General features: G+C 36.0%; 21 protein-coding genes. All 21 read left to right on the forward strand.

Translation table 11 applies throughout. The annotated features are described in order from the left end of the window. Positions 1–210 precede the first annotated feature (210 nt). The 21 genes from P8O16_RS09570 to P8O16_RS09670 all read left to right on the forward strand — a co-directional run bounded on the left by P8O16_RS09570 (position 211) and on the right by P8O16_RS09670 (position 19,554). Positions 211–387 carry a hypothetical protein gene (locus tag P8O16_RS09570; RefSeq protein WP_300313819.1) on the forward strand — a complete coding sequence of 59 codons (177 nt, stop codon included), beginning with the start codon at positions 211–213 and terminating at the stop codon, positions 385–387. Positions 388–402: 15 nt separating this feature from the next. Then, positions 403–1,269, forward strand: a complete 867-nt coding sequence (locus tag P8O16_RS09575) for an FkbM family methyltransferase (RefSeq protein ID WP_300313823.1) — start codon at positions 403–405, stop codon at positions 1,267–1,269. After that, positions 1,266–2,042, forward strand: a complete 777-nt coding sequence (locus P8O16_RS09580) for a glycosyltransferase (protein ID WP_300313826.1) — start codon at positions 1,266–1,268, stop codon at positions 2,040–2,042. Before P8O16_RS09575 ends, P8O16_RS09580 begins: the two co-directional genes overlap by 4 nt. Then, complete coding sequence (locus tag P8O16_RS09585; RefSeq protein ID WP_300313829.1) at positions 2,039–2,815, forward strand: glycosyltransferase family A protein; 777 nt, start codon at positions 2,039–2,041, stop codon at positions 2,813–2,815. Before P8O16_RS09580 ends, P8O16_RS09585 begins: the two co-directional genes overlap by 4 nt. After that, a complete protein-coding gene (locus P8O16_RS09590) occupies positions 2,815–4,044 on the forward strand; it encodes an ABC transporter ATP-binding protein (protein WP_300313832.1) in 1,230 nt (409 codons plus the stop codon). Before P8O16_RS09585 ends, P8O16_RS09590 begins: the two co-directional genes overlap by 1 nt. A 5-nt stretch (positions 4,045–4,049) precedes the next feature. After that, positions 4,050–4,766, forward strand: a complete 717-nt coding sequence (locus P8O16_RS09595) for a methyltransferase domain-containing protein (RefSeq protein WP_300313835.1) — start codon at positions 4,050–4,052, stop codon at positions 4,764–4,766. Further along, positions 4,766–5,653 (forward strand): glycosyltransferase, encoded by an 888-nt coding sequence (locus tag P8O16_RS09600; RefSeq protein WP_300313838.1) that lies wholly within the window; start codon positions 4,766–4,768, stop codon positions 5,651–5,653. The genes P8O16_RS09595 and P8O16_RS09600 overlap by 1 nt, the downstream gene beginning before the upstream one ends. A gap of 62 nt (positions 5,654–5,715) precedes the next feature. Then, the gene (locus P8O16_RS09605) at positions 5,716–7,092 is read left to right on the forward strand and encodes a hypothetical protein (protein WP_300313841.1); all 1,377 of its coding nucleotides are present in this window, start codon (positions 5,716–5,718) and stop codon (positions 7,090–7,092) included. After that, positions 7,079–8,011 carry a glycosyltransferase gene (locus P8O16_RS09610; RefSeq protein ID WP_300313844.1) on the forward strand — a complete coding sequence of 311 codons (933 nt, stop codon included), beginning with the start codon at positions 7,079–7,081 and terminating at the stop codon, positions 8,009–8,011. The genes P8O16_RS09605 and P8O16_RS09610 overlap by 14 nt, the downstream gene beginning before the upstream one ends. Further along, complete coding sequence (locus P8O16_RS09615) at positions 8,008–8,706, forward strand: bifunctional 2-polyprenyl-6-hydroxyphenol methylase/3-demethylubiquinol 3-O-methyltransferase UbiG (RefSeq protein ID WP_300313847.1); 699 nt, start codon at positions 8,008–8,010, stop codon at positions 8,704–8,706. The genes P8O16_RS09610 and P8O16_RS09615 overlap by 4 nt, the downstream gene beginning before the upstream one ends. A 34-nt stretch (positions 8,707–8,740) precedes the next feature. Then, complete coding sequence (locus tag P8O16_RS09620; RefSeq protein WP_300313850.1) at positions 8,741–9,856, forward strand: glycosyltransferase; 1,116 nt, start codon at positions 8,741–8,743, stop codon at positions 9,854–9,856. Continuing rightward, positions 9,853–10,977 (forward strand): glycosyltransferase, encoded by a 1,125-nt coding sequence (locus tag P8O16_RS09625; RefSeq protein WP_300313852.1) that lies wholly within the window; start codon positions 9,853–9,855, stop codon positions 10,975–10,977. Before P8O16_RS09620 ends, P8O16_RS09625 begins: the two co-directional genes overlap by 4 nt. Next, on the forward strand, positions 10,967–11,809 hold the full coding sequence (locus P8O16_RS09630) for a glycosyltransferase family A protein (RefSeq protein WP_300313855.1): 843 nt from the start codon (positions 10,967–10,969) through the stop codon (positions 11,807–11,809). Before P8O16_RS09625 ends, P8O16_RS09630 begins: the two co-directional genes overlap by 11 nt. Further along, positions 11,806–12,585, forward strand: a complete 780-nt coding sequence (locus P8O16_RS09635; RefSeq protein ID WP_300313858.1) for a class I SAM-dependent methyltransferase — start codon at positions 11,806–11,808, stop codon at positions 12,583–12,585. The genes P8O16_RS09630 and P8O16_RS09635 overlap by 4 nt, the downstream gene beginning before the upstream one ends. Continuing rightward, complete coding sequence (locus tag P8O16_RS09640) at positions 12,586–13,467, forward strand: glycosyltransferase (RefSeq protein ID WP_300313860.1); 882 nt, start codon at positions 12,586–12,588, stop codon at positions 13,465–13,467. Then, complete coding sequence (locus tag P8O16_RS09645) at positions 13,464–14,594, forward strand: glycosyltransferase (protein ID WP_300313863.1); 1,131 nt, start codon at positions 13,464–13,466, stop codon at positions 14,592–14,594. The genes P8O16_RS09640 and P8O16_RS09645 overlap by 4 nt, the downstream gene beginning before the upstream one ends. Beyond that, positions 14,579–16,396, forward strand: coding sequence for an asparagine synthase (glutamine-hydrolyzing) (gene asnB, locus P8O16_RS09650; RefSeq protein WP_300313867.1), 1,818 nt, complete (start codon positions 14,579–14,581; stop codon positions 16,394–16,396). The genes P8O16_RS09645 and asnB overlap by 16 nt, the downstream gene beginning before the upstream one ends. Beyond that, positions 16,396–17,619 (forward strand): glycosyltransferase family 4 protein, encoded by a 1,224-nt coding sequence (locus P8O16_RS09655; protein ID WP_300313870.1) that lies wholly within the window; start codon positions 16,396–16,398, stop codon positions 17,617–17,619. Before asnB ends, P8O16_RS09655 begins: the two co-directional genes overlap by 1 nt. A gap of 282 nt (positions 17,620–17,901) precedes the next feature. Further along, positions 17,902–18,216: a GIY-YIG nuclease family protein gene (locus tag P8O16_RS09660; protein WP_300313874.1), complete on the forward strand. Its 315-nt coding sequence runs from the start codon at positions 17,902–17,904 to the stop codon at positions 18,214–18,216. A gap of 601 nt (positions 18,217–18,817) precedes the next feature. After that, positions 18,818–19,354 carry a hypothetical protein gene (locus P8O16_RS09665; protein ID WP_300313877.1) on the forward strand — a complete coding sequence of 179 codons (537 nt, stop codon included), beginning with the start codon at positions 18,818–18,820 and terminating at the stop codon, positions 19,352–19,354. 35 nt (positions 19,355–19,389) lie between these two features. Continuing rightward, positions 19,390–19,554: a hypothetical protein gene (locus P8O16_RS09670; protein ID WP_300313879.1), complete on the forward strand. Its 165-nt coding sequence runs from the start codon at positions 19,390–19,392 to the stop codon at positions 19,552–19,554. The last annotated feature ends 217 nt before the right edge of the window (positions 19,555–19,771 follow it).

Consider the following 19,771-nt stretch of genomic DNA (forward strand, 5'->3'; position numbering starts at 1 on the left):
GGAGGTAAGCAACTTACGACCACTCGAGGTAAGTCGTGCATTTTTGATTAGTTCTTCGATCATTTTGTTCCTAGTTTAGGCAACAAAACCGGTCCAGTTATTTAAGCAATTAGGAACAATGATTATAAAGCTTATAGTGATTCAATATTGAAGTTCCCAAATGAATATTTCGATTTAATTTTAATTGATGGACGAGTTAGAATGAATTGTTTGAAAAACGCAATTCCAAAACTTAAAGTAGGAGGTATTTTGATATTTGATAATTCTGATCGATATGAATTAAGTGAATTAGAAAGGTCGGATAGATTCAAAATATTGTTAAATGACTACGAATTTGTAGAAAATGATTTATTTTTTTCACAAACTGGAGTTTATCAGAAAGAATAATATAAAGTAACTTTCATGATGTTAAAGAAATTTAGAGTGAAATTGTATTATTGGCGTCAGCGAATGTTTTATAAGCGGCTGATTAAAAACTTGGTGAGATTTAAAAAGGAGGTACCAAAAAATACAGAATTTGTTGAAATGATTTCTTTTATAGAAAAGAATGGATTGACAGTTTTTCCATATAATTATTTAGAAAAATATCATAAACTTAAGACTATTGTATATTTTGATGAAGAAAATTTTCCATATGTAATTCATAATAAAAATAATTTTTTTTTTCCTCGTGATTGGGATGAAGACCATGTAAGGAATTATTATCATGAGCTTCTGGCAAGTCAGGATGATAAATCTCCTCACCTCTATTGTAGCAATGATTTTGTTGTAGAAAAAGGTGATGTCGTTGTTGATGTTGGGGTTGCTGATGGAAACTTTTCTTTTGAAAATATAGAATTGGCAAAAAAAGTGTTCTTATTTGAAAAGAAAAATTCTTGGATTAAAGTTTTGAAGAAATCCTTCAAACCATTTAATGAGAAAGTCCAGATTGTAAATAAATATGTAAGTAATGTTGACTCTGAATCTGAAATAAGACTTGATAGTATTTCAGAGCTGTATAACAACAAATTATTTATAAAAATTGATGTCGACGGAGACGAGGAAAAAGTTATTTCTGGAATGCAAAAATTATTAGAAAGTAATTCAAAAATACGAATATCTATTTGTACCTATCACAAACATAACGATTATAGAGATTTTAAAAAATATTTCTCAAGTTTGGGTTTTAGTGTTTCAGAATCAAATGGATACATGCTTTATTTTTATGATAAAAAAATAAAAAAACCATATTTTAGAAAAGGATTGATTAGAGTTCAAAAGATCCAATGAAGCATTTTCTTATCACAAGATTTAATTTAGGGTTTGAAAAAAACTTAAAAATTAATGGAATCGATTCGTATGAGTGGCATCAAACTCGTATTGAAATTTTCTTTAATTATACATATCCTTTAATTGTAGGTCAAGATTGTTTCGACTTTGAATGGATTGTCATTTTTGATCCTAGGACCAATAAGGAAGTTTTAGATCTCTTTTCAGAAAAAGATTTATTTAGGAAAATTACAATTTTGCAATGTGCAGCTGAAAAATTTTTATTTGAATTGCGTAATTATATCATGGTAAGGACTTTCAGTGAAAATTTTGTTATTACTACTAGAGTTGATTCAGACGATGGATTCTTTCCGGATTCATTGAGTAGAATTCAAAAAATTTGTGAAAAAAATCAAGATCATATACCTTTTGCGATAAATTTAAATAAAGGATTAATTGTTGATGTCGAAAGAGGTGTACTATATAAAAAAGAATTCCCTAGTAATCCGTTTATTAGTTTGGTAGAGAATACGAAAAATATAGAAACTGTATATTTTGAAGAGCATTTAAATGTGGGGAAAAAGTTTGATGTAATTGAAGATTCTAATAGACCATATTGGTTACAATTAATTCATTCAGGAAATCTAGTTAATCAAGTGAAAGGGTATCCAACTGTTTTTTATTCTAAAAGAATAAAAAAAGTCTCTATATTCTTTATTCGTTCAAGTATAACCTATAGAGTTTTTTCATTGTTCAAGGTTATTTCATTTAAGGTTTTAGTGAGATTTAAGTGATTTCGGTTATAATCCCTTTCTATAAAGCTGAAAACTTTATATTACAATCATCTAAATCAGCTTCTATTCAAAAAATTGTTTCTGAAGTGATTGTAGTCTATGATGGCTGTCCAAATACTACTTTTAATGAATTGAAGATTCTGCTTTATGAAATGGATAAAGTATTTCTTATTCATCATAAAGGATTTATTAATCAGGGTCCAGGTGCTTCAAGAAATTTAGGGATTCTAAAAGCATCAAATAATTGGATCGCTTTTTTGGATGCTGATGATTATTTTCTTGAAAATAGATTTGATTCTTTTAAGAAGGCGATAAAAAATGATTTAGTATTTGATGGAATGTATGAAGCTGCTATCTATGAAAGGAGTACGAAACTTTATACCGTTTTAAAAAGCTTGAGCCCATCCAAACTTCTACATTATTTGATTAGGGGAACTTATGGACATTTTTGTACTGATGGAATAATTGTAAAAAGGGAGCTTTGTCTTAAGGCAGGAATGTTTAATGAAGAGTTAAAACTTCACCAAGATTCTGAATTTTGGCTGAGATTAGCTTTTTATGGTAACCTTGTCGCAGGTGACATAAAAAATCCTGTTTCTATAATAAGAAAACATGAAAATAACCGAATCTGGAAAGGAACCTCAAATTCCTCAAGATTAAAGCAATGGAAAATTACCTGGCGATGGGCTTGGGATAAACCAGTGGGAATAATCAATAAGCTTTTGATCCTTCGTAAACTTTTTAAATATAAAATAGGCTCATTAAGAGAATAATGTCTAATACAGTTATAAAAGTAAAAGATCTCACCAAGCGTTATCGGCTAGGCCTCAAGGAAAAGCAAGCGGAGACTCTTATCGGCCAAATCGGAAATGTAATTAAATCACCTTGGCAAAATCTGAAGCAATTACGTGCGATGAGCAAATTTGGTCTGGATGATGAATCTGTTTTCTGGGCATTGAAGGACATCAATTTTGAAGTAAAGGAAGGTGAGGTTTTGGGAATTATTGGGAAAAATGGAGCGGGGAAATCTACCCTACTTAAAATTCTCTCTCAGATCACCGAGCCGACTTCGGGTAAAATTGAAATTCATGGTCGAGTAGCGTCTCTTTTGGAAGTTGGTACCGGGTTTCATCCCGAACTCTCAGGTAGAGAAAACATCTATATGAACGGGACTATTCTAGGAATGACACGTCGAGAAATAGATTCTAAGTTGGAGGAGATTATTGATTTTTCTGGGGTAGAGAAGTTTATCGATACTCCAGTGAAGTTTTACTCCTCGGGCATGAAGGTTCGCTTGGGATTTTCTGTCGCAGCTCATTTAGAACCTGAAATTTTGATTATTGATGAGGTGCTTGCGGTAGGGGATTATGAGTTTCAGGCGAAATGCTTGGGCAAGATGGAAGATGTAAGTAATAATCAGGGTAGGACAATCTTATTTGTCTCACATCAGATGGAAGCTATTCGTAATCTCTGTACCAAGACTATGCTTCTTAAAGATGGGAAGTTGATAGAGATGGGAGAAACTGAAAATGTAATGAATAGCTACCTTGGGGCTTATCAGTTTGCATTGAAAAAAGAGTTCCCTGATCTCGAAAACTCTTATTTGCGATCGGTGGAATTAGATGCTAATTCCTTAAATAATGGAGAGTTTAAATTATCGGTTGAGTTTAGTTCTGCTCATAGCATTGATTATCCTGTGGTTGGATTTGTAGTCTACAATCAAATTGGATCACCTGTTTTTGGGTCAAATCCAAGATTTCATCACCAAGACTATAAACCAAATAAGGTGACCAAAGGAATTGTTACCGCATATTCAGATATGTTTTTTTTGCATTCTGGAGTTTATAAGTTATCTCTTTGGTTTGGAGATAGTAAAACCGATTTTGAGTTTAAAGAACATGTTTTGGCTTTTGAGTATTTATCCCCTAATGCATATTCGCAAAAACCAAACCCTTTGATAATAGGATCCTATGATCCAAGTATAAAATGGAATATTGATTAAAAGAGATGTCAGCATACATTCACACAGAGGATACCCATAACATAAAAGCAGCAGAAATTATTCTCCCTTTAGTTTTTAAGTTTAGCTATGCGAATAGTATTGTAGATATAGGTTGTGGGATTGGCACTTGGCTAAGTGTTGCAAATTCATTAGGAATTAGGGATTTAAAGGGTGTAGATGGGGATTATGTAGCTAAAGATCTTTTGGAAAAGCATTTGAATTTAGATTCTTTTTTAGCCGCTGATCTCAGCCTTCCGCTAGCTTTAGATCGAAGATTTGATCTTGCACTCTGTTTAGAAGTAGCTGAGCATTTGCCGGAGTCTTCAGCTCGGAATCTTGTAAATTCCCTTGTAAAGTGTTCAGATGTTATTCTGTTTTCAGCAGCTATACCTGGTCAAGGAGGTCAAAACCATATAAATGAACAGTGGCCTGACTATTGGGCTCAGCTTTTTGAAGAACATGATTATGTGTTTTTGGATATTATTAGATCATTAATCTGGGATAATCCTAATGTGGATTTCTGGTATAAGCAAAATATTTTTTTGGTAGTTAATAATAATCATGAGTTGGCTTCTAAATACCCTATAAGTCATTTGCCACTTGTTCATCCAGAACTATTGGATCGAGTAGGCCAGGATAAAGAAAAAGATATTAATTCCTTAAAAAAGCAATTAGCTATCCATCCTATAAAACGATGGATAAGGTCAATTATCAAATATTAATGAAGTTTATTAACCATACGCCTTTCACGCCAAAAGCAGATTATTGCTTAAAGGACGAGTCTGAGGTGACTATTTTGATTAAAACCTTAGAGCGTGAAGCTCATTTGATCCAGCTACTGGATTCTATTTTGCATTATCATTTTTCTGGTCCAATCATTATCGCAGATGATAGTATTGTGCCTTATAGAGAATCAATCCTCAATAGATTTCCGCAATTGAATATTCAATACATCAACTTGCCTTATGATGCGGGAACTGCTGAAGGAAGGAATAGAATGTTAGAGTTGGTGAGGACTCCTTATTTTTTACTTTGTGATGATGATTTTGTGTTTGACAGACGAACTCGAATTCCCCTAATGAAGAAGCTTTTGAAAGAGAATCAGTTGGATCTTTTAGCAGGAGTTTTTAGACAGCATAACCGAAAATCACGCCAAGGAAAGTATCTACTAAAAGTAAATAACTATTTAAATCGCTTTGGATGGGTATTGCCTTCTTCTCAGATCTATGAATATCACGCAGGGATTACAATAAAGTCAAATGAAATTTCATTGTATTCCATTCCTTATACTGACCCTGTCACTCCCTGTGATCTGACGCATAATTTCTTTCTAGCCAAAACAGAAAAAGTCAAAGCCTTTGGGGGTTGGAATCCACTATTAAAAGGAGGAGAGCATCAGAACTTCTTTATTCGAGCCAAAATAGCGGGCTTAAAAGTTGGTACTACAAGACAATGTGGAGTGATTCATGATCAATGGACTCCAAATTCTATGGAATATCAAAACCTTAGAAATAGAGGCAATGAATACCAAATGTTGGCTTTGAAAGAATTTGGGGTTACCCGATTAGAAAATTATAGAGAAGTGTTGGGAGGTACATTCGGAGTTTGAGTTTTGAATTTTCCTTAAAAAGGAAAGTCTTTTTTCTAGGCTTTGCGGTAGTATTTAAATTATTGCTGCTTTTTTTATTTGTCTCAGGAACTATTGAAAAAGCCTATTTCGATGGTTTTTGGGGAGATTTTTCGTATGACACCCATGGGTACCTAGATCCAATTGATCATTATTTAGACAGAGGTAGTTACAATCCCCATTATCGTATGCCTGGCTATGGGTTTTGGTATGGATTATTTTTAATTGTTTTTCCTAATGTATGGGCTCTGAATTTCCTGATTCTTTTTCAAGCGATTTGTTCAGGAATTGGTGTTTATCTTTTGTCAGTTTTGGGAGCTAAAGTTACGGGTAGTAAAGCTGTTTTTTTGACAAGCTATGTTTTACTTCTTGGAACTACCTATACCTCTTGGTATGATCATTATTTAATGTCAGAGAGTTTGACTATCTCGTTTTTGATTTTTAGCGTATATTTTTTTTTTAGGGCATTCGAAAAATCTTCAGTTTGGAATCTGATTTTTTCAGGATTGATATTTGCTAATTTGATTTTCATTAGACCCGTTTTTCTTCCAGTCGGCGGGGTGTTTATTTTCTTAGTTTTTTGGAGGTTTCATTATTCAATTCCCAAAATACTCAGATTTTGTATTTTATTTTTCATTCCATTTTTGATTCTAGATGGCATTTGGATTTATTCAGGTTACAAAAAATTTAAAAAGATTATACCTCTGCAAGAATCCTTTTTAGGACCTACTCAAAGTAATGTTTTTTATGAACCTGCCTTTTGGTTTATCCAAAGCTGGGGAGGAAATTACCTTTGGTGGGATCCAGGTGCCGAAATCCGTTATTTCGGAGTAGGGACAGATAACTTAGAATATTTTGATAAAGAAAAGATTCAATTTCCAGAAAAAATTTTCACCTCAAGATATAATTTTGATTCCTTGTCTGTAGCAAGTGAGCGATTGAAAGATCTTAAAGTAAATAAGGATCTATTTTCTATTACTGAATTCAATAGAAAATCAGAAATTATTTATGACTCCTTTTCAAGGTTTTCTAAGAGCATCCAAGATGAAAAACCCTTCCTTTATCAGGTTGAGGCAAGAATATCTTTAATAAGGCAATTTTTCTTTACTACTAAAATCAGAAATCCTTTTTATGGATTAGAATTCCCTATTAGAGATCAATTGATTCGGCTCAAATCATTTATGTATTTAATAACCCTTGTTTTGGGCTATTTATCTGCAATTATATTATTGGCTTTCACTAAAAAAAAGCCAATTTATTTAATAATATCGGGTATAATCTGGTACACTTTATTAATTCATCCTATTCTACTTCGGGTCATTGAAAACCGATATTTAATGCCCTCTTATCCTTTTATTTCTCTTGCGATTGTATTGGTAGTATTCGAATTAAAAAACTCACTAAAACTTGCTAAAAAGTAATCTAACCTTAATTATTCCTCAATACAATGATTGGGACTGCTCAAACCGACTATTTCAAGAAATAGATCTATTGGTATCTCAAAGTGATTTAGGGCAAGTATCTGTAGTTCTTGTGGATGATCATTCACTAGAAGAAAGGTTTTTTGAAAAAGAAAGGTATCCTAATCTGACGATTTCTATTATTCGGCTAGTTAAAAATATGGGGCACCAGCGGGCGATAGCCACAGGACTCTGCTATGCCTATGAAAATATTCAAAGTGAGTGGGTCGGAGTAATGGATTCAGACGGGGAAGATAAGCCACAAGAACTATTTCGCTTGTTAGCAGAAGCAAAATCTCAAAATTCCTCAGTCTTTGCCAAGCGCTCAAAGAGAAGTGAAGGGTTTGTATTTCGAGTATTTTATCTGTTGTACAAGTTTATTTTTCAATTGCTTTGTGATCATCGAGTGAATTTTGGGAATTTCAGTGTTATCAAGGGTTCTGTAGTGAAGTCTTTGGTCCATGAATCAAATCTCTGGAATAACTATGCGATCGCATTTCTCAAATTAAAGATTCCTTTCAACAGACTCCCCACAGTTCGAGGAAAGCGCTACCAAGGAGAGTCTAAGATGAATTTCACACAATTGATCATACATGGATTAAGTGGGATAGCCATTTTTGCTGATATAGTTACCACTAGAATCATCCTTTTTTCCCTCACATCTATATTGTTTTCACTTTTAGGTATTGTAATAGTAGTAGGCATTCGATTTACAACCAATATGGCAATTCCAGGCTGGGCGACGTACTCAGTATTGGCCTTAGCTATTTTGCTTTTCCAAGCTATATTAATTTCATTTTTCACCTTATTTATTTTCTTATCTAATCGAAGTAGTTTGGGAATTACCCCGGTGAAAGAATATAAAACCTTTGTTGAATGAGTAATATTTATCCTGGTCAAGAGTTGGAATTATTTGAGAATGCCAAACAGTGGAAAGGGTATTTTTCTGATAAAATTAAATCCTACATTTCTGGTGATGTATTGGAAGTAGGTGCTGGAATTGGAGGGACTACTCCTTATTTAGTCAATTCAGAGGTTAAATCTTGGACATGTCTTGAGCCTGATACAATCCTGTTTGATCAATTAAAAAAGACTGGAGCATCTTGGGTTAATAATGAACTGTATAATTTTTCCAATACGGTGTTAACAGTTGAAAAAGAAAGCTATAATACTATCCTCTACATCGATGTAATAGAGCATATTGAGAAAGATCAAGAAGAGTTATCACGAGCCTATCAGGCTCTTCGGCCAAGTGGAAATCTGATTATTTTGGTACCGGCTTTTAATTTTTTATACAGTCCATTTGATCAAAGCATTGGCCATTTTCGTCGATATGATAAGCCGATGCTCAAAGCTATAATTCCAGAACAAATGAAATTGAAAAAGCTGTTCTATCTTGATTCGCTTGGTTTTTTTTCCAGCATGGTAAATAAATTGTTCTTAAAGCAACACTATCCAAGTCAGACTCAAATCAACTTCTGGGACAATTATTTGATACCAATATCTAAAGGATTAGATCCTGTTTTGGACAATAGTTTTGGGAAATCGTTGGTTGGTATATTCCAAAAGAAATAATAATCTTCTAAAATAATTTAATATCAATTTTTCTTTGGAGAGCCCTTTAGTTTCTGTTATTATTCCTTGTTATAACCAAGCTCATTTTTTATCAGATTGTTTACATTCTTTGATTCGGCAAACTTTTCCGAATTGGGAGGCCATAATAGTTAATGATGGAAGTAATGATCACACGGAGGAATTAGCTAGAGAATTCACAAGAATTGATTCTAGAATCCAATTGATTTCTCAAGGCAATCAGGGTCTATCTGGAGCTAGAAACTCAGGGCTTAAACTAGCCAAAGGTGAGTTTCTGCTTTTTTTGGATGCAGATGATTGGCTGGAATCAAATTGCCTTCAGACTTTTTTTGAAACCATGGAGGCAAATCCAAATTGCTCGCTTATTAGGGCTGGTTATGCCTATTGGGATAGACTTGGAGGTAATAAATCTCACGAGCACCTTCCTTTTGCAAATGGCTTGATCTATCCTCAGGTTTTGATATCCAATATCGGTCCTTGCCATTCTATCCTGATTCGGAAAAATCTCGCCTTGGAGATTGGTGAATTTGATGCAAAGCTAAAAAGTTGCGAAGATTGGGATTTTTGGATGCGGGCCGGGAGGTTGGGCGCTAAGATTTTTTCCATTCCTAAGGTTTTGGTTGCCTATCGATATGTTTTGGATAGTATGAGCCGTAACCCTCAAGTTATGTATGCTGCACTTAGCGAGGTTAGCAAAAGAGCTACTCTTCCTGATCCAAGAATTAGCAATGAGGAATTTAAAGAACTCCCGGTAAAAATAGATTTAGCCGAAATTCAAAAGAAACATTTAATCACTATGGTTGGAGTACTACTCCATCAGGGAAAAGCAAAAGAGGCGATTGTGTGGTATCAGCTTGAGTCCGAAAAATGGAATTGGAAAATTCAAAGCAAGGATTGGAGCTATCTATCAAGTTATCTTTCATGGGCCTATTTTTCATCTCAGCAAGAGATTGGGGACTTATTAAAAGAAACAAAACCAGTCGTTTTAAATTTTTTTAAAGGACTTGGTTATTTAGATCGAGAGATTGAAAAACTTGTAAGATTAGTTTTTGGAATGCAATTCAAAAAGCTGAATCATCTAAAATATGGCAAATATTTGGGTGGCTTGCGAAATAAATTAGACTGGTATTGAAACCAAAACTCTTATTTATTTCTGAATCTAGCCCTTTCCCTCCAAGAGATGGAAAGCGGCAGAGAAGTTTAGCTTTGGTCTTGGGAGCCTTAACTGCTTACGAGGTAGATTATTTGATTTTGGGAAATTCAATTGAATACGAGCAAACCGCAACACAGGAGATTCCTGGTTTGAGTTTTCTTTTTTTAGCTCAATGTCGTCAAAGCTCATTAATCAAGAAGCTGGGTTTAGGATTCTTTCCAAACCAAAAAAACAGAAAGAATCTGAAAGATTTTTTGAAAGAGAAAAGCTATTCCAAAGTTCTTTGCCGCTATGCTCTTGCCGCGAGAGATCTCCCAGATGGATTGAAATACATCATTGATGTAGATGATGACTATCAGGAATTGATGAAAACCAAGATTGCTAATAAGGCTAGCTGGTGGAAAAAATTTCGATATATTCAGATTTACCTAGCCAATAGATTTTTTTATTTCCAAATTTTACGGAAAGCAAGTCGCTTGATTTGGGTAAAGAATCAGAAAAATAGTTTTTCAGGAAGCCTGCTACCAAATTTACCTTTTCAAGTTTTGTTGCGATGGGAAAAACCCATTTCAACCCCAAATAAAAAGGATATTCTTTTTGTGGGAAAACTAAGCTATGAACCAAATGCAAATGGAATTCGCTGGTTTTTGGAAGAGGTATGGCCGAGTATTTATCAGACTGGATCAGGAATAGTGCTGACTTTAGTTTCATCGGTGGCTCCAGATCCTGCTTTAGCTCAGTTGATTCAATCTAGCCCTGGAGTTAACCTTTTAATAGGAGTAGAAGACCTACTTCCAATTTACAATTCGCATACTTGTTGTATTGTGCCAGTGTTTTCTGGGGGAGGGAGTAATATTAAATTGGCAGAAGCATTGGTTTTGGGCAGAAAAGTGGTCAGTACTACTTTTGGAGCAAGAGGTTTCGAACCTTGGGTAGGTGCTGGGCTGATTTACTTGGCCAAGGATGTAGTGGGCTGGGAAAGAGCGATTTTGTCCATTTTGGAAAGTCCCTGGAAGCAAGCTGAATTTGAATCCGTTCGAAATCATTTTTCAATTGAAATGTGGAATCAAAGCTTAATTAAGATATTAGATGAGTCCTAAGATTTCGGTTGTCATTCCTTTTTACAACGGAGCAAAAACTCTCAATCGAGCTGTGGAGTCAGTAATGAATCAGAGTTTTGAGGATTGGGAGTTGATTTTGGTAGATGACGGAAGCATAGACGAATCTGCTGCCCTCGCAAACCAATATTTATCTGATTCTAGGATTCGCTATATCTTTCAGGAAAATCAGGGAGTAAGTGCCGCACGAAACCATGGGGCTTTAGTAGCTTCGGGAGAATGGTTGATTTTCTTGGATGCTGATGATGAATTAAAGGACAATGCAATTTTCAATTTTTCGGCTGCGATCTCCTCAGATACTACAAAGGATTACTGGATAGCTGGGATTGAACGGGTAAAAGATGGATTAATTATTAAAAGATTGCCTAAAAAGGGAATTCATTTCAGTAAAATCCCTGGTACTTTTTGTCTAAGAAAGAAGTTGTTTCAAGAAGTTGGGGGGTATGATATTCTAATGAAATTTTCTGAAAATACCGAGTTGTTCCATCGATTGGAGCTAATAAAAAGAAATAGTGAACTATTATATAAGGTAAGTTTGGTTTATTATGATTCTACAGAAGGAGCTTCAAAAAATCTGCAAAATATGGTGGATTCATTAAGTTGGTTTTTGGGAAAGCATAAAAAAACCCTCTCTTCACATGTTAAGCATTTGTTTAATCAGATTATAGGGGTGAATTATCTTCGATTTGGAGACCAAAAAAAAGCAAGGATCTATTTAAGAGAGTCACTTAAATATAAATTCCGATTAACTACCTTGATTAGGTATCTAATTTCATTTTCAAAACCTATTAATAGGGTGATTTATAAGAAATGATTAATCTAAAATTAAAGGATGCAATATATCAGATATATTCCAATCAAATGGTCTTGGATATCGATGGGCACCCAATTCCTCTGAACTCCCAAGTTGATGAGAAAGAAGGAAATGCTATCATACAGCTCCTCCTTAAAAATCCTGAAATTAAGGATACTATTGAAATTGGATTTGCTATGGGCTTATCGGCTATGCATATCTGTGCCGTGACTAGTATGCGTTCTGATTCTAGTCACACGATAATTGATCCTTATCAAACCACTAACTGGAAAAGTATAGGAATATCTAATTTAAAACGTTCTGAAGTTTCAAATTTTGAACTAATTGAAAAAAAGTCAGAAATAGCTTTACCGGAATTATTGGGAAAAGGTAAAAAATTTGATTTTGGATTAATTGATGGTTGGCACACATTTGATCATACCTTGCTTGATTTTTTTTATTTGGAGAAAATGATTCGTCCAGGCGGAATAATCGCAATAGATGATGTAATGATGCCAGGAATAAATAAAGCCTTAAGGTATATTTTAAAATATCCAAATATTGAATTAGTATCAGTAGTACCATTTCTTCAAAAAGGGAAAATGGTTAAAAGAGATCGCTTTTTAAATTGGTTGTTCAAACCAATTAAGTTAATGCTTCCTATAAAGTATCACCCTAGAGTATTTTCTCATAAAATCTTACAATCAGACGATGACTTGAATCTTTACGTATCTATGGTTTTCCTTCGGAAGAAGTTTGATGATACTCGACCTTGGAATTGGTTTAAAGAATTTTAAATGCGATTTGGAGGATTCATCATTACTTATCAGAGACCTGAGATTCTTCAAAAAACTATAGAGGAAACCTTTAAGCAGACATTTCCACCCGAATTCCTTTGGATTATAGATAATTCAGAAGATTTAGCCACCGACCATCTGATTGCAAGTATCCAAGATCCAAGACTTAGATATTATCGAATGGGTTACAATGCCGGACCAGCAGGAGCGGCAGCTAAGGGTTTAGAACTTTGTAGTAAAGAAGCCTTAGATTGGATCTACTGGGGAGATGATAATGATCCTCCATTTCGTTTGGATTGTTTTGAAAGATTATTAAGTATTCGGGATTTAAATCCTTTCGCAGGAGTATTGGGTTCGGTAGGCCAATTTTTTGATCGGAAAAAGGGTGTGATCAAGCGAGTGCAGACAAGGCTCCTAGAGAAAAAGGACGTTATAGAAGTGGATTACGTGGCGGGAGGTATGTGTATGCTTGTCAGTGGTAATGTCGCAAGAGAGGGCATAGCTCCTGATCCGGACTTGTTTTTTGGATTTGAGGAGTTGGATTTTTGTCTCAAAGCCTCAAGAAAAGGATATTCAATAGTGGTGGATTGTAAGTTGTTTTTGGAAGCTAGAGCAGCTACTGGACGATTGGAGTTTGAGCGGCCAGTCTATCAAAAGAAGCAGAATTTGTCCAGAGAATATTATAGCCTTCGAAATCTATTGATGATTTCCGATTCCTTGACCTTGCCAGCTATGAAGCATCAGTTAATCAAAAAATGGTTTGTTAAATCTCTATACGGATTTAGATATGGGCCGAAATATGGAATCAAAAATTTTAGTCTGATTATGCTGGCTTTTTGGCATTACTTCAAAGGAATTAATGGGAAGACCGTTGAGCTTTGAATAAGGGTACAATCCTATATCTCCTAGATACCCTTCAAACCGGAGGAGCAGAGAAAAGCTTGCTAGAGATCACTTCTAGATTTCAGCACTTCAAACCAGTTTTTGTAACACTTTTTGCTGGGAGACACGATTTACTATCCGATTATGAGGCCGCAGGAATTGAAGTTATCCGATTAGGCCTGCCAGTATCTAACAAGTTCAAAGACCTTGCAAAGTATGTTGATAAAGTAGTGTCAGATCAAAATGCAGTGATCGTTCACTCAAGTATCTTCCGCTCAGACATGACCGCTAGGCACTTGAAAAGCAAGGTGAAGATTGTAAACAGTCTGGTAAATAACAGCTATCGAAAGCGGCGCTACGATGGCTTAGCCTGGAAAGGAAAACTTTCCCTACTTGCTGTACAGCTGTTAGATCGTTTTTCTATTGGACGTATTGATTTGATGATTGCTAATTCACAGGTATTGGTTGATTCTCACCGGAAAACTATAGGACTTAATCCTAGTAAGACAGTAGTGATTCATCGCGGTCGGCCTATTCCAATTGAAGCGAAAGCTCTGCCCACTGCCCACTGTCCACTGCCTACTGCCCACTGGTTATGCGTTGGAAGATTAATCGAGCGGAAAGGCCATAAAGACTTGCTTCCTGCATTTGCCCAATTGCTTAGAACCCGACCTAATGATCGCTTAATCTTGGCTGGGGATGGAGAGTATAGAGGAGAAGTAGAAAAGGAAATTAAGAGATTAGAGATTGGAGATTCTGTGGATTTACTGGGTACCGTATCAAATGTACAAGAGTTGCTGGAAAAAGCAGATTTCTTTGTTTTTCCAAGCTATTTTGAAGGTCTTCCTGGATCAATAATAGAAGCAATGCTTACGAAGATCCCAATTATTTGTTCTGATATCCCAGAGAATAAAGAATGTCTAAAAGAAGGGATGTGTTTTTTTCATAGGGTAGGAGATAAGGAAGATTTGTTTGATAAAATGGAAAAAGCATTGATTTTAGAAGATTGGCAGGAGCGTACTGAGCGTGCCTTTGATTACGCTTCAGAGCACTTTGAAATTGGGAAAATTGCAAGAAGATATGAGGATGTTTATTCTAATCTACTTAAAGAATGTGTGGAATTATAGGAGCATTTACCCCAACTAAATTGCTTTCAGCCGACCGGAAACGCTCGGCTTTGTCATTATTGAACCATCGTGGTCCGGATGCCAATGGAGATTTTCTTGATTCAGCAAATGGGCTTTGGTTTGGACATGCGCGACTATCTATTCTTGACTTAAGCGAGGGAGGTAGTCAGCCTATGATTTCTTCTGATGGGAATTTCATCCTTACTTTTAATGGAGAGATCTATAACTGGCGGCTGATCAAAGCTGAGCTTCAAGTTCTTGGTGAAAGTTTCCAGTCTCATTCTGATTCCGAAGTGTTACTTAAAGCTTGGGTGCGTTGGGGAGAATCTTGTCTAGAAAAGTTGAACGGAATGTTTGCCTTTGCCATTTGGGATCGAGATAAAAAAGAGCTAGCTATAGCTAGAGATCGATCTGGTGAAAAGCCACTATATTATTTCTGTTCAGGTAAGCAACTTTTCTTTGCCTCAGAGATCAACGCATTAAAGGCTTTGAGTGACGAAGTATTTGAAATCGATACTTTAGGTATTAAAAGCTATTTGAACTTCGGGTATTTAAGAGACTCACTGACTTGCTGGAAAAAAGTCAAAAAGTTACTGCCCGGTCATTTTTTGAAGATGCAATTGGGGGGTGCGATTGAAACCTTTTCTTACATTTCTTGCAAGGAAGAAAAACCCAGCTTAAATCCTGTGGAATCACTGGATAAACTTCTCCATCAAGTCATTAGTGATCAATTGGTCGCTGATGTCCCTGTTGGTTTAATGCTTAGTGGAGGACTCGATTCCTCACTTTTGGCTGCTTATGTAAGTGAGATTTCTAATTCTGTCAAAGCCTATACCGTCACCTTCCCAGGTTTTGAATCCTTAAATGAGGAACCTTTTTCGAGAAGGATTACGGATTACTTTGGACTGTCACACGAAGTTTTGGCATGTTCCCAGATTCAGTTGTCTGATTGGCTGGCTACGATGAAGCGACTGGAATCGCCTATATCTGATCCTGCTTTCTATCCTACCTATCTCATGTCAAAAGCTATTCGAACTCAATGTAAAGTTGCATTGGGTGGAGACGGAGCGGATGAGGTTTTTGGTGGCTATGAGCGTTACCAGGATTGGATCAGACTTAAAGAAAAGAGTAAAAGTCTTCCACTTGTTTTAAGAAAATCACTTGCTAACATTGCTAAATATTCCATACCTATCGGTGTAAAGGGAAGGCATGCCCTAATGGAATTTGGTGAGAATATGAAATTTGGTCCCCCGATCATCCCTCCACTATTTTTGGACCATGAGATTGAGAAATTGATGGGAAAAGAGTTTTTTTTAAAAAGCGATATAATTGCATCTGTTTGGAACAAAGAAGTGCCGTGGACTGAAAATATGTTGGCCTTTGATTTCAATAACTACCTCCCAAATAACATTTTAACTAAAGTGGATCGGGCTTCTATGTTAGCAAGTTTGGAGGTGAGGGCCCCATACTTGGACCCTAGAATTTTGGACTTTTCTAGTTCGATTAGTTCAGATTGGAAAGTCACCAATCAAGGGAGAAAAATTATTTTAAAAAAGCTAGGAGAAAAGAAGCTTCCTTCTGATTGGGATTTTGGAAGAAAGCAGGGCTTTGTTCCTCCTTTAGAGCAATGGCTGAAGGAATCGGATTGGAATGAACTGATTAATCAGTATCTAATTGGTGCCGACTCTCCATTTGATAATAGATTTATCAAATCGATTTTATTAGGTCAGCGAAAAGGAAGATTCAACAAACGGCGAATCTATGCTTTGCTAGTTCTCGCTATTCATTTAAAAGAAAATTGATGAAGATTCTCTTTCTAGATACTTCTCCAATTCGCAGAGGGGCACAGGTTTTTATCACTGAGTTAGCTGATTATTTAAGTGGGTATGGCTATGAGACTTTTAGGGTTTACCTCTATAAGGTGGGAAAACCCGCATCTAAGTTGCCAATCAGATCTCAAGATTTGGAATTGAATTTTGATTCAAAAAATCTGCTTGAGAAAATTCCAACAATTCAGCCATTTCTTTTAATGCGTTTGATAAAAGAGATTAAGGGAATTTCACCAGATGTCGTCTTGCTTAACGGCTCAAGAACATTAAAGTATGGGGCGGCAGCCAAGCAGTTTTTACCTAAAAAGATCAGGTGGGTTAGCCGTATTATTGATAATGCCGAATTTTGGAACTCTGGAAAGTTTACCCACTGGTATTATAAAAACTTAATAATTCCTCAAGTGGATGCGACAATCGGGGTGAGCAAAGCCTCTTTAAACTCCATGATTTCGCATTATGACTTTAAAAAACCTTCGCAAGTAATTCATCGAGCTTTTGATCCGGAGAAATTTAAAAATGCGCCGAATAAAGAAGCTGCCAGAAGGGATTTAGGTTTAGAGGAAGAAGATGAGGTCTTACTTTTCCTGGGCAACCTTACCGCTCAAAAGCGGCCGGATCGCTTTATAGAAGTAGTCCAAAAACTCTCCCAAACACGTCCGAATCTGAAAGCCTTGATCGTCGGCGATGGACCGTTGAGGGCGGAATTGGAGCGTCACGCAGCAACTATTAAGAGTCAAGAGGTGACCGATGAGACATCTGCCACCCGCCTTTCCGACGCGGGACACCCAACACCCGACATCTGTCATCAGACATCGGACATCGGACATCCAACCTCTAACATTCTTTTCGCAGGTTACCAGCAAGACGTGTCTCCTTATCTCGCCGCCGCTGATTTGCTAATCTTGAATTCTGATACAGAAGGTCTGCCGGGAGTAGTCTTGGAAGCGGGTTTTTTTGGGGTGCCCACTGTAGCTACAGAAGTGGGAGGGATTCGAGAATGCCTGATTGATGGAGAGTCTGGAATTTTGATACCAGATCGATCGATAGAAGGATTTGTAAGTGCTATAGATAAGTTACTTTCCAATCCAGCGGAGCTGCAGGCTATGGGGGGAAAATCTAGAGAATTGGTATTGAAAAACTTTAGAATGGAAGAAGTTGCAGAGAAGTATATGTCTTTTTTTAGAGCGTTAAAATAATGCAATCCTTCGTCATTGCGAGGGTTTTTATCAAACATTCCTTAGGAAGGGTATTCTCAAACCCGAAGCAATCTTTTTGAGGGGAGTAGTCAGCTGACAGATTGCTTCGCTGCGCTCGCAATGACGAGTTCCGTCATTGCGAAGATTTAAACGCTATTCAAATTGGTAGAAGAATCATTCAAATCTGAAGCAATCTTTTTGAGGGGAGTAGTCAGCTGACAGATTGCTTCGTCGTTCCTCCTCGCAATGACGAAATAATTGCTGCGATCACAATGACGTAAGATGAAAAAAGGAGGCTCCATTTATATAATGACAAATAAAAACAATACTGTTTTATATATCGGTGTGACCTCAGATTTAATCAGAAGAGTGTCTGAACACAAGGTCAAAACAAACCCAACTTCATTTACAGCAAAATATAACCTGGATAAATTGGTTTATTTTGAAAATTTCCATTCTATCGAGGAAGCAATCAATAGAGAGAAACAATTGAAAGGGGGGAGTCGGTTAAAAAAGGAAGCTATGATTAATTCCATAAATCCTGAATGGATCGATTTATTTGACGGGTTGTATCGTCAATGCGAGACTTTACCGTAGAGATTCTTTTTCCTGAATAATTCAAAGGCGAAGCAATCTTTCGGAGGCGAGTAGTCAGCTGACAGATTGCTTCGCTGCTTTCGCAATGACGCGTAAGGCCAACAGATTGCTTCGGAAATAAAACTTTTCTATTAAATCAAAAAGCCAATAATTTCCTCGCAATGACGGTAAAGGCGAAGTAATCGTATCGTCATTGCGAGGCTTTATTACAGGTTATCTTTTGCTTGAATACTTCAAAGGCGAAGCAATCTTTCGGAGGCGAGTAGTCAGCTGACAGATTGCTTCGCTGTGCTCGCAATGACGCGTAAGGACAACAGATGCTTCGGAAATGAAACTTTTCTAATAAATTAATAATACGATGATTTCCTCGCAATGACGAGTATGGCGAAGCAATCTTTTGAGTGGAGTAGAATGCTGACAGATTGCCTGTCCTCCAGTAGGCGGGCTTTGGAAATGAAATATCAGGCTAGTCAATTTTGACTAGCCTTTTTACTTTTAAAAACCTTCCTGGAGCTAGAAAAATACCCTGTACAGGGTATTTCGTTTTTAAAAAAATCAACTTTTATTTGCCATTAACTAATACTAATATAAATCAAGAGGAATGACAGGGAGCAAATCCTATGAATTAAGTAAATTAGGTTCTGAGTCAGATAGTTATCTTTATGCATTTCCAACAGCTACTGGAAATTATAAGATTGTGGAACATTCTTTTGTCGAAATTAGAGGATTTCGAAAAGTGTATAATTTAGGATTTGGAGACTATAATGGTGAAACTGGGCAGGTGATTGATGATGAAGTCTTTAATATGGGGGATGGGAGAATTGTTCTTAATACGGTTTTAGCTACAATACCAATATTTTTTGAGCAAAACCCAGATGATGCTTTAATCGTTCAAGGAAGTGACAGCCGAGAAGAATTCGTTAACAATTGTCGATTGACATGCATAAAAAAATGTATTGATAATTGTAAAAAGCACCATCAAAGAATTAGAATCTATTGTAAGTTTCTGGATAAAAACTTTAAGGACTTGGTCAAAGATTATATTTTTTTTGGTCTTTCAGAATCAAAAGATATTGATTTTGAACAATATATACCTGGCGCCTCATATAAAAGTGTTTTGATTTATAAAAAAAAGTGATCAGTTTTGAATCACTTTTAAAATTGAATAGGAAAATGAAAAAGAAGACCAACACTCAAATAACTGTGATTAAAAGTAGCGCTAAGGCTAAAAAGGAACTCCAGATTATAGGTAAATCTTTAAAAGGAAAGGAGCTTTTTTCTCAAAAAGTAGAAAGTGCTAAAAAGATATTGTCAAGCGTTAAGTCATTGCCGGTATAAAACTTGATCATCGGAATGAAATTTAAAAACTTAAAGGAGCTCATGGGCTCCTTTTTTTGTTTTGAATATTGATGCATTGATCCTGATCAAATCTTTGTGGTTGGAGTAATAGACCAACAAAAAGACCCCTTTCAACCCCTTCCTTTTTTAAAAAAAACACTACCGGGAAAACTTTCCTAAACTGTTCTAGGATCAAGCTCCCTCTCTCTTTAGTGCC

Source organism: Algoriphagus sp. (assembly GCF_029254265.1).
Taxonomy (GTDB): Bacteria; Bacteroidota; Bacteroidia; order Cytophagales; family Cyclobacteriaceae; genus Algoriphagus.

Excerpts from the sequence above, each read along its gene's own strand:
- P8O16_RS09575 (WP_300313823.1), top strand. The coding sequence starts at position 403 with ATGATGTTAAAGAAATTTAGAGTGAAATTGTATTATTGGCGTCAGCGA.
- P8O16_RS09580 (WP_300313826.1), top strand. The coding sequence starts at position 1,266 with ATGAAGCATTTTCTTATCACAAGATTTAATTTAGGGTTTGAAAAAAAC.
- P8O16_RS09590 (WP_300313832.1), top strand. The coding sequence starts at position 2,815 with ATGTCTAATACAGTTATAAAAGTAAAAGATCTCACCAAGCGTTATCGG.
- P8O16_RS09595 (WP_300313835.1), top strand. The coding sequence starts at position 4,050 with ATGTCAGCATACATTCACACAGAGGATACCCATAACATAAAAGCAGCA.
- P8O16_RS09600 (WP_300313838.1), top strand. The coding sequence starts at position 4,766 with ATGAAGTTTATTAACCATACGCCTTTCACGCCAAAAGCAGATTATTGC.
- P8O16_RS09615 (WP_300313847.1), top strand. The coding sequence starts at position 8,008 with ATGAGTAATATTTATCCTGGTCAAGAGTTGGAATTATTTGAGAATGCC.
- P8O16_RS09630 (WP_300313855.1), top strand. The coding sequence starts at position 10,967 with ATGAGTCCTAAGATTTCGGTTGTCATTCCTTTTTACAACGGAGCAAAA.
- P8O16_RS09635 (WP_300313858.1), top strand. The coding sequence starts at position 11,806 with ATGATTAATCTAAAATTAAAGGATGCAATATATCAGATATATTCCAAT.
- P8O16_RS09640 (WP_300313860.1), top strand. The coding sequence starts at position 12,586 with ATGCGATTTGGAGGATTCATCATTACTTATCAGAGACCTGAGATTCTT.
- asnB (WP_300313867.1), top strand. The coding sequence starts at position 14,579 with ATGTGTGGAATTATAGGAGCATTTACCCCAACTAAATTGCTTTCAGCC.
- P8O16_RS09655 (WP_300313870.1), top strand. The coding sequence starts at position 16,396 with ATGAAGATTCTCTTTCTAGATACTTCTCCAATTCGCAGAGGGGCACAG.
- P8O16_RS09660 (WP_300313874.1), top strand. The coding sequence starts at position 17,902 with ATGAAAAAAGGAGGCTCCATTTATATAATGACAAATAAAAACAATACT.
- P8O16_RS09665 (WP_300313877.1), top strand. The coding sequence starts at position 18,818 with ATGACAGGGAGCAAATCCTATGAATTAAGTAAATTAGGTTCTGAGTCA.
- P8O16_RS09670 (WP_300313879.1), top strand. The coding sequence starts at position 19,390 with ATGAAAAAGAAGACCAACACTCAAATAACTGTGATTAAAAGTAGCGCT.